The 9,940-nt window shown below is 35.6% G+C and carries 8 protein-coding genes; 5 read left to right on the forward strand and 3 right to left on the reverse strand.

The window, feature by feature from the left end:
- Positions 1 to 971 precede the first annotated feature (971 nt).
- Positions 972 to 2,954 (reverse strand): MobQ family relaxase, encoded by a 1,983-nt coding sequence (gene mobQ, locus ACFX4N_RS30625; protein WP_377263763.1) that lies wholly within the window; start codon positions 2,952 to 2,954, stop codon positions 972 to 974.
- 376 nt (positions 2,955 to 3,330) lie between these two features.
- On the opposite strand from mobQ, the gene ACFX4N_RS30630 reads away from it, so the two are divergent.
- The 5 genes from ACFX4N_RS30630 to ACFX4N_RS30650 all read left to right on the forward strand — a co-directional run bounded on the left by ACFX4N_RS30630 (position 3,331) and on the right by ACFX4N_RS30650 (position 6,986).
- The gene (locus ACFX4N_RS30630) at positions 3,331 to 3,642 is read left to right on the forward strand and encodes a hypothetical protein (RefSeq protein WP_057274186.1); all 312 of its coding nucleotides are present in this window, start codon (positions 3,331 to 3,333) and stop codon (positions 3,640 to 3,642) included.
- Between the two features lie 634 nt (positions 3,643 to 4,276).
- Positions 4,277 to 5,563: a replication protein gene (locus ACFX4N_RS30635; protein ID WP_377263765.1), complete on the forward strand. Its 1,287-nt coding sequence runs from the start codon at positions 4,277 to 4,279 to the stop codon at positions 5,561 to 5,563.
- A 167-nt stretch (positions 5,564 to 5,730) separates the two neighbouring features.
- Positions 5,731 to 6,267 carry a hypothetical protein gene (locus ACFX4N_RS30640; RefSeq protein WP_057274184.1) on the forward strand — a complete coding sequence of 179 codons (537 nt, stop codon included), beginning with the start codon at positions 5,731 to 5,733 and terminating at the stop codon, positions 6,265 to 6,267.
- A 69-nt stretch (positions 6,268 to 6,336) separates the two neighbouring features.
- Positions 6,337 to 6,642, forward strand: a complete 306-nt coding sequence (locus tag ACFX4N_RS30645; RefSeq protein WP_057274183.1) for a hypothetical protein — start codon at positions 6,337 to 6,339, stop codon at positions 6,640 to 6,642.
- A gap of 14 nt (positions 6,643 to 6,656) precedes the next feature.
- Entirely contained in the window at positions 6,657 to 6,986 is a 330-nt protein-coding gene (locus ACFX4N_RS30650) for a hypothetical protein (RefSeq protein ID WP_377263767.1), read from the forward strand.
- Between the two features lie 512 nt (positions 6,987 to 7,498).
- On the opposite strand, the gene ACFX4N_RS30655 is transcribed toward ACFX4N_RS30650, so the two are convergent.
- Positions 7,499 to 8,089, reverse strand: coding sequence for a MerR family transcriptional regulator (locus ACFX4N_RS30655; protein ID WP_098548706.1), 591 nt, complete (start codon positions 8,087 to 8,089; stop codon positions 7,499 to 7,501).
- A gap of 1,647 nt (positions 8,090 to 9,736) precedes the next feature.
- Positions 9,737 to 9,940, reverse strand: a 204-nt coding sequence (locus tag ACFX4N_RS30660) for a hypothetical protein (protein WP_377263769.1), incomplete at its 5' end; no start/stop codon positions are given.

Raw genomic sequence — 9,940 nt, forward strand, 5'->3', positions numbered from 1 at the left:
GAAACAGACTTGTTAGGAAGTCTGCAACTGCAACAAGAAATAAAGCTATTTACATACAACAGGTATTGTATATGATCTAACGAACTTTAGCAGTCTGCCCCATTGAGGAGATTCTATACTTTATTGATCTTACTTATGTAGACTAGATTTGTATACCGTATATATCTTTAAAAAAGAAAAGGCTACCTCTTCCCAGTCAAAAGAGGCAGCCTTTTCTATACAGTAATTGCAATGTTGTGTCGACGCTTTGTCGCATCTTGAGTAGTTTGCTCTAATTATTTTTGTGTTATACATCTGGACAATTTGCTTAGTAATGGGCAGCAACATATATTATGTACGACAAATACCACAACTCTTACTCTATTTTCATCCTTTCTAAGGATGGCAAAAAGCCCATGAACTAATTCATGGGCTTCTTTCTAGTAGCGATATATGAACTAGAGATCTATTTGAAGAGCAAGGAGGTTGCTCAATTTTATAGTATGCAAAGTAATGAAAAAGGTTTGGACAGGGGTTCACTTCTTCTAAGAGTTCTACTATTTTTTATTTATTTCTTATAAAATCCATTATGTTAACTAACCTTGTATATTCTATACAACATAAAAACGGAAAAAACTACTGCTCCTGTACAGTAGTTTTCCTAGTCGTTGAAATATAGATGTTACGCTGATGCTCTATTGCATCTTGAGTAGTTTGCTCAAAAATAAAATTTTATTCTAATAGGCAAGTTACCTAAAGGGAAATAAAAGCATACGATATAATTCAAGTAACCTTAGTCCTGTACTGAGGATACTTTTAGACTGACTTTTTCAATCTCCTGAGTTTGCAAAGTCAAATACAGAAAAAACCTACTGCAGCTCAAACAGTAGGTTTTTCTTGAGTCCGATAGAAATTTAAAGACCTTATTTATCCATATAAGATATAAAACAACTTTAAGTTGTTTCTAATTGCCTTAAGGCAATTTTTTATATTTAACGGTTAAGATCTGGTCCTTGATTCTTTGCTCTATTTATATTTGTAGATCTCATTCGCCTTAATTGATGTTTTTGTTCCATGAATTTTTCACTATGAACAGCTTGCTGGATAGCATTAAAAACGTTATTTAGAGCATTTATGTTACTCTCATGTGTTTTAATTTCTTTTTCAAGCCATGGGACGACTGTTTTCTCCATTGTGTTCATACGGCTTTGTTGTTGTTGTAAATCTTGTTGTCCTTTGTAGCCGAGTTCTTTTAGATTTTCACGTCCATATTTAGCTTCACTTTGCAATTCTTCATAATCTTGACGAGCTTTTTTTGAGACAAGTCGTTTGGCTTTTTCTCCTGGGCTTCTGTCTAATTCATCAAGCTTTTTCTCCACGCTGCTGAGCTTCTCTACCTCTTTACTCATAGTTGAGATATGTTCTTTCTCTACACGAACCATTTTCTGATGTTTTTTGAACTCGTCTAGCTTCTTTTGGTTAGCATCTAGACTTTGTTTGATGTTGGATAGTCTAAATTGATTTTGTTGAGCAGTATCGTGATACTGCTCTAGTCTTAATGCATTGCTGTACATGAGATACTTACCAGCTGTTTTGAGATCCGGATAATAAGAGCTTATCTCACGGATTTTGGCTTGTTTAATGGCTTCTTCAGCTTGTAATAGTACCCTAGTTTCGACTTGAATTTGTTTTTTCTCATACGTAATCTGATTGAGTCGATTCTCTTTCTTTTGAAAGAACTCTTGGTAACGCTGATAGAACTCTTCTTCACTTGAAAAACGAAGAGGCTCCTTATGTTTTTGAATGCTGCTTTCATAGCTTTCTTTGTTACTTTCTAAGTCAGATATCTTATCAAGATGACGTCGTTTCATCATGTTATTCTCTTTAAGTTTAAATGGATTAAGGGACTTCTTAAGTTCCTCTACTTTTTCTTCATTCTGCCCGATTTCACGCTCTAAATCGCTCACACGATCATAATAATTGCTTACGTTTAGGAATTGTTGTTGTTGTACATGAAAGTGTCGTTCAATAGGATCATGACGATCACTCATTTTACGTAGTTCTTCGTGGCGTGCTGTAATATCTTCTAAGGTAATAACCTTTTGATCTACAAGAGACGCAGCTTTCTGAATATAGGTTTTCTCGATATCCGTAGAAAAGCTGAATTGTTTTTCTTTTTCCTTCATTTTCTGTAGATGATCTTCCTTTTGGCGACGATAAGCTTGTAAATCAACTACGGCCTTATTGTAGTCTTGGCGGTCTCTATTGATCTGGCCACGATCTGTCTTCTTCCCTTTCTTCTCCATGTCATGTGCGACATGGCCTAAGTGAACCATTGGTAAGGTTTCGAGTCCACGCTTTTCATGAGAAAGATGGGTAATACGTTTATTGATTTGAGCTTGTTCTAGCGCTTGATTCGCATAGTTCGCCCACTGTTCACGGATGGATAGGCAGCCTTTGCTATTTTTTACGTACCCACGGTTGTTTTCTTTCGAATTCGCAAAATCAGCATTCCAGTCACGATTCTTTTTGCCAAATCCATCTTCACTTAGATTTCTCATGGTTAACATGATGTGAGCATGAGGATTATTTGTATCATCGCGATGGATAGCGATATCAGCAACCATTCCTTTTTGAACAAACTCATTTTGAGCAAAGGATTGAATGAGTTCTTTTTGTTGGTCATGATTCAGTTCAATTGGCAAAGCAATATTTAATTCGCGTGCTAGTTGTGAGTCTTTGCGCTTCTCTACTTTTTCAACTTCATTCCATAAACGGTTTCGGTCTTTCATCCATTCTGGCGCATTGGTAGGAGTCAGAATCATGGTTTCTGGTTGGACATTACGAGCATAAAATTTTTGCTCGTCTGTACGTTCATCATGTAGTTTTTCGCCACTGCGATAAGCAGCTGCAGCGACAGCTGATTGTCCTTTTGAACGACTGATGATTTGCATCGATAGATGGTAGATAGCCATAATTCTTTCCTCCTTTCTTGAGAATGGGTTAGTGAGTTAAGAATAAGTTGATGAGAGCACAAGGTGCACTAATCAACGTTTTAGATGAAACCAGCATCATGAACACCAAAGGTGTCAGATGGTGGTTTCATCTTTGCCGATAGGCAAACAGGTTTTATAAAATTCGCCATCTAGGCGAATGGGTCTTTGGTTTTGTCTTTTCGTTCCGAAGGAACCGCGCACATCGGTACGATGTATAAGTGCGCCCTTATCTCTACGATCTAAGGGAATTATACCATATACTGGTGAGAGAATCTATGCCAAGTATACCAATTTATCTCAATTTTTGTTATAATCAATATAAACATTAAAGAACAAAATAAGGAGATGGGGATGGGTGCCGAAGAAGCGAACAGATGAGGAGATTCTTCAGGAGTTAGAAGAGAAAATTGAAAAGATGAAAGCGAAGAAACAGCAAGTTGAAGCGCGTAAAAAAGAAAAAGAAAGAAAAGAGAGAACACGACGACTCATTCAAGTCGGCGCAATTTTTGAGAAATACTTTGAGATTCAAAGTGAAGAAGAAGCTGAAAAGATTGCGAAGGCGTTGCAAGCGTATGTAGGAAAAAATAAAGAGAAGATTTTACATCATGATGTTGTGGTAACTCAGAAGAAGAAAACAATGCAAGAAGCAGCATCTACAAAAGAATAATGTCTTTTATTATTCATAATTCAGAGGCTGTATTGTCAAATTAAGCTAAAAAACCTTAAGGTAGTTGAAGAAAGTGCCGGATAAATTATGATATAGAAATCTCCTCCATCAACTATAGATTTCAGTGAATCAGCCAAAGTCTACAAAAAACATTATAAAAGCCAAGTAAGTTTAGACTTATTAGAATCTTAACTGAAAACTCCATGTATATGTATGCATAACTCTTCTCCTTAGCTTAAAGTGTTATATATAGCGAAATTGATTTTTACAGCCATATAACAATATTCATAGCTAAATATACTTGATTTGATATATTTTGCTAATTTTTATTGAATTATGAGACTACTTAACGCTATAATAAAACTAACAAAAACGTGCGGATAGAAAAAAGACTTCAACTGTTTAAGTAGTGCAGGAACACTCTTAAACCGTTCACCCTATACACAGTAGGGAAAACACTTGTCGAAGTCTCTTATTAATAGTTTCATTATCGATAAGATAAAACTTATGTTTTTATTTTATATGAAATTGACATCTATTTCAAGAGCTTCGTTCATCTAAATCAAGACATTGTTTTCCTTTCATCAGGGAGACAGTGTCTTTTTTTGTAATCCTTAAAGGAGAAGATGAACAGATGAACAAGATATTGACTTGCTATTTAAAAGATGTAGATACCTTCAATGGAAGATTAAAATGGTTATGGCAACAAAAACCGACCCTTCGTACAAAAAAAGAAGAATTTCTGGAAACACTCCGTACTTATTTTAAACAACAACAACTAGCCTTACATAAAGAATTTCCTAAAAAAAGAATGGAAATGCTCGATCACGTCATCTATAACCTAGTGGCCACGGGTATTCAAGCGATCCGTTCAGAAACACTGATGAAAAAATTTAACGCATCTAAAAGTACGGTTTCTCGTTTGGTGAAATCATTAAAAGATACACCCTTTATACTTGTGGCACGTTACATTAAAGAAGATACAACAGGCGCTCATCCTGACAGCTATGTATTCGTCCTTAAAAGCCATAAGAATTTTAATCGAATTTGCGATGAGATCTTTTTTGCACATGATACAACAGGTGTCCAAACGCTTCAACAAGAAGAAATGACAACTCCTGTGACAACTCCTGTGACAACTCCTGAACGTGCTGGAAACGTTGATACAGCAAGCCTAGAGAGCGAAAAAACGTCCAATGCCTTTATTAACCTTGATTTACCTGTAAATCATATTAATAATCATTTAATATCTGCTTCACAGTCATTTGCTTATATCAAAGGTGTGCCTAAAAAAGTGAATCAAGTGTACGCAAGTAAATATGGACATCAGTTAAAAGATTTCTATAGTCGCGTTCAGAATGCTGCAAAAGCCGTAAAACGAGATACAGAGATTGAGATTGTGAAAGAACAAGTACATGAAGTCGCTTATACAGCCATTGTAGGCTTAGATAAATATATCCATGAGGCTAATCATAAGGGTACTACTCTACCACTGGATGAAATGTGCCGTCTTGTTTATCAAATTTCCTACAATCAATTTACAAATCTACTAAAAGGGAATAAAGAAAAACAACCATCTGAGTCAGACATACATACAAAAGCTGAGAAAGCAGCTTTACCTAGACCTAAACATATCATCCGTAAGGAAATGGTTCCTGCTTGGTTAAAAGCTGAACAGGAGCAAAACGAGTGCACACAAGAAGAAGCTATTTCTCTGGATCAACAGCTTGAAATGATTCAATTAAAGCAAGATTTAGGGCAAGAGTTAACGCCAGAAGAAGAAAGCTTGTTACAAGAGCACAGTTCTACGTACAGTTCGTTAGAAATGGCACAGTTGAAACAGGATATAGGAAAAGCACTAAACCCAGAGGAGCAAGTTTTACTACGTCAACATGAACAGTTAAAAGGAACTGTTTCCTAATCAAAACATGCAGAAATCCCTTAGAGCTGAAGTATTAATAGAGTCTGTTTATTTAAAACATATTTAAAACATATTTCTAAATAATGAATACTTAAATAACAAGGGAAGGTAAAACAATCACCCATAGTGGGAAAGACTACCAAAGTAAACTCCGGGGGGGGCACAATGTGACAAAACTATTCGCTATCAATGCAGGGGAGTCCCTTTTTGCCGTTGCGAAAGCAGAGAATGAAGAAGAGGTCGTTACTATTCTTGTTAACCGCGAACTAGAAGAACAAGAGGATTTTGGTATTAGAGCGCATATTGATGATTTTTCGATTGAAGGGCTGTATGGTGATTTCTTTCACGATGAAAAGGGGTCATTTATCGAGAGTCATATTTTAGACTATCCTCGCCATATAAGAAAAATGAGCACTAAAGAGCGTCATACCTATATCCGATCACATGTTGAAAAGAACGCTAGAGCCTTTTGGAAAGACCACCCGTTCTATGCAGATCTGTATTTGCGAGAAGTCAAAAAGTATGAGGCCGTAGAGAAAGAGGGAGGAAATACGTTTTTTCCTCATTTTTCGCAGGAATTTTATTTCAATACGGCCAAATTAATTATTACTGAAACGGATTGGTATGGAGAAGATTTTCAAATCATTGAAATCGACTTAACCGACCGTAATTACCAGCTTATTTTTGAACTTACTTTAGAGTAATAAGCGCTGAGAGGGTTTTATACCTCTCTTTAAATAAATAAATCTTAGAAACAAAACAGGAGGTCTACCATGGTTGAAAAACTATTAAATTTATTAGACAGCTTAGAGGAAAAAGACCACAAAGTCCTTGATGCTATTCAAGCATTAAATGTAGAGTCAGACGGCTTTCTAACAGAGGAAAGTGAACAAGTGAAAAGACTGATTGTTTACGCATTAGGCGGAAACGATCAACATTTTGAGTATATTCAAGATTCAGGTGTTTTCATGGACTACGCGAATAAAGAGACAAGCCGAAGCGAATTAATTTCGACAATTAGACAAGCTATTGAGAATGACTGGAAAGGCCCGATTCAAACTAGCGTGACATTTAGCTAAAGGAGTTGTCACAAATGGACATTATTCTTCAAGCAAAAACGTTGGAAAAGAAACATCCTTCTTATCCCTCGGTGTGGGATTGTCCCTCATGTGGCAAAAAAGTCTCCCCTCAGGGGGAAGGCGTATACTATCAAGTAATTGGGAAAGGTTTTATTGATCAGAGGATTGTCTATACAGCTTGTTCTGTCGCTTGTGTGGAAGAGAAAATCGGAAGTATCGTTGAAATCTTGTATATCCAAACCAAACAGGGAGGGCGCGGGGTGTATCATAACAAGCTACACCCTATATCTTCAAGGGTATTTTACGAGTTTTGCAAACGTATCAACATCATCAAAGATTACTAGAGGAGGGTATTGAAGAGGGTGTTGTCAGTGAAAATTTGAGCTGTTTAGACGAGTATTGTATTCTCTTACTAGGAAGTATGAACGGATTCTTATAAAGGAGGCTTTCTGCAGATATTGAGGGAGAATCCTAAGGATTATAACCGTTATATAACGGTTTGGGTAGTAGTAAAGAGAGATCTACAAAGGCTTAATAAAAGAGCTTGAGGATGGCAAATTCATTGAATCACAGATACAAATTTATAACTGCCTAGTAACGTATTTGTAACGTTGATTAAACTTAAGTTTAACTAGTCTTAACTTAAGTTAAGTGTATGCTTCTGAAAATAGTGTTCAGAATAGTCAGTAAGTTGATCTTTAGTTTAACTTATACTGAAAAATAACAAAGCCTAGATAATCATTAGGCTTTGTTTATTGCAGGGTTTTTAGGGTGAAATATTGAATAACCTATTTAGTAATAACCTTTTAATTCTTTTTGTTTGGTAGATAAAAAGAACGCGGCTTTTCTGTTTGTCCTATTTTCCAAATAGACGAGCGAAGAAGCCCTTTTTTTGTTCCTCTTGTTTAGCAGCTGCTACTTCATTTTGAGCAATGAGCAGCATTTCCTCCTTTCTCTCTTTCTGGTGTTCTCTGATATGTTCTAATAGTTTAATGTCTCTATCTTTCACATCAAGCCTATGCTCATTTAATTGTTCCTGGAGGGAATCAATCTTTTTGTTTTGCTCCAGTATTAATTTTTGCTGTTCGGCAAGAGCTTGCATAAGCATGTCTAATTTTTCATTTGTAACGTCATTATAATACTCATTTTCAGTAGCTATTTCTGTAACGTCTGGAGTTATAGAATCTTTCTTATACATTGGTATTACGCCTTTTATCGCCGTTTCAAGCGTTATACCAGGTCTATTTTTAATATCTGTAACTCTTCTGAACATTGAAATATTTGTATCGGTGTAAGCCCTGTTTCCTTTTTCGTCTTTATGGAATACAAAACCCTCCGATTCGAAAATCCTAGCGTACTTAGTTACTGTCTGTCTTTGAATATTTAATTGTGACGCTACCTCACCAGGAGAATAAAGAGCTTCAAGGTTTCCTTGTAACCCTTCCATAACTTCACCTTCCTTTATAACGGAATTACAACATGAGTTATATAACGGATTATAAATAGCGTTACAAAAACGCATTATAACCATTTCGCTATATTAACCCTATAATCCTATCATAAAAAATAAATAACTATTAGAAAAAGAATACGTTAAGTAAAAGTTCCTTTTTAGGAGCTTTTTTATTTTCTGTAGTTCCCAAAAGGGTGGAATCTAATGGGAACTTAGAATAAGAAGAGGAAGAAAAAGAAACAATGTAACGCAATATATAACGGTTATAAAGACGTTATCCCTAGTTAAATGAAAAAATGTTAAAAAAAGACCTATGGAACGGATTCTGATCTTTTTTGATGTTACTATAAGTGTCTACAAGCGAATTAGCTTTATTTTTAAGTATAACTGCTCGCTAATTACAAATTCAGAGCCCCTTTATGATAAAAGTGAGGGTCTAGATTTTCATATTGCTCTCCCGACTCTATTTAAATATTTAATGTTTATTACTCATCAAGAGATGTATCTTTTTAGAGGATTTTTATCAATTTGAAGGTGTTTAGTTTCGTTAACAAAATAAAAAGCCACCTCGGCATTGGCAAGCGAGGTGGCTTTTTTGTAAGGGTTCGTTCATACGTATCCGAAGTATGAAACATACATAGATTATCACGTTCTGTAATTAAAGGCTATTTTTAATGTGTTGTTGCATATGTATAAAAGGTGCGCTTTTTATGCATCATCTCTTCAACTACCTGTAAGGAGAACTCCGTCATATCAACGATGTATAAAAAGCTGCATAAAGAAGAAAAAAGCCTTTTCGAGAACTCCTTGTCCTGCAAGGGTTCTTTTTTGTGGTGTGTTCCGGAAAGAGACATTATGTTAACTAAACATGTATATCTTATACAGCGTAAAAACAGAAAAAAACTACTGAACAAGGATCAGTAGTTTTTTCTATTCTCGTAAGGAAATTGGAGAATTAGCATTATGATGCCTCACGGCGTCTTGGGTAGTCTGCTCAGAAAATAAAATTTTATTCCAAATAGGCAAGTTACCTAATGGGGAACGAAAATATATAGTGTGGTAAGAATAATTTAGGTGATGGAATCAGTAAGCCTTAACCTCCGTTTTTTTTTGAGAAGATGCTCTCCTCAGGGTGCCTATCTAAATATAAAAAACATTGGCTAAGCCTTAGTCAATGTTTTTTATATTTGTTGCATCATTTGTTTTATTCATTATAGGCAAGTTACTTAAAGTAAAGAAACTGAATATGCTGGAATTGATGAATTTATAAAGCTTTGATTTATAAAATCTAGTAAGTAATTCCAAAAATCCTTAAGATCATTGATTTTAAGGATTTTTGGATATAGTTAATTATTATATAAGGGTGGTAGAAACTTAATAGTTATTTATGGACCTACAACAAAGAATATTCCTACTCAAACAACACCGTATAAAATAATTGTTGTTTGTTAGTAACACCAGTATGACTTGTACTAATTTAAATTACATTCACTAAACTGATGGTTTTATTTCATCAGTCTAGTGAATGCAATTTGATAATTTAAAAACATGTAAATAAAACGACTCTTTTCGTATCTATACGAAATCACACGGAGAAAATAAAGAGCCAACTAATAAACCATCAATTAATATAAAAATGGACTACCAAGACCAGGGCCCTCCCCAACCGAATCCGGGACCAAACCAAGGTCCCCAACCAAATCCGGGGCGTCCGAAACCAAACCAAGGTCCTCCAAAGCCAAATCCGGGACCACCGAAACCTGGTCTTCCAAAGCCAAATCCGGGACCACCGAAACCTGGTCTTCCAAAGCCAAATCCGGGACCACCAAAACCTGGTCTTCCAAA

The organism is Priestia sp. YIM B13551, assembly GCF_042787905.1.
Taxonomy (GTDB): Bacteria; Bacillota; Bacilli; order Bacillales; family Bacillaceae_H; genus Priestia.

Excerpts from the sequence above, each read along its gene's own strand:
- mobQ (WP_377263763.1), bottom strand. The coding sequence starts at position 2,954 with ATGGCTATCTACCATCTATCGATGCAAATCATCAGTCGTTCAAAAGGA.
- ACFX4N_RS30635 (WP_377263765.1), top strand. The coding sequence starts at position 4,277 with ATGAACAAGATATTGACTTGCTATTTAAAAGATGTAGATACCTTCAAT.
- ACFX4N_RS30645 (WP_057274183.1), top strand. The coding sequence starts at position 6,337 with ATGGTTGAAAAACTATTAAATTTATTAGACAGCTTAGAGGAAAAAGAC.
- ACFX4N_RS30650 (WP_377263767.1), top strand. The coding sequence starts at position 6,657 with ATGGACATTATTCTTCAAGCAAAAACGTTGGAAAAGAAACATCCTTCT.
- ACFX4N_RS30655 (WP_098548706.1), bottom strand. The coding sequence starts at position 8,089 with ATGGAAGGGTTACAAGGAAACCTTGAAGCTCTTTATTCTCCTGGTGAG.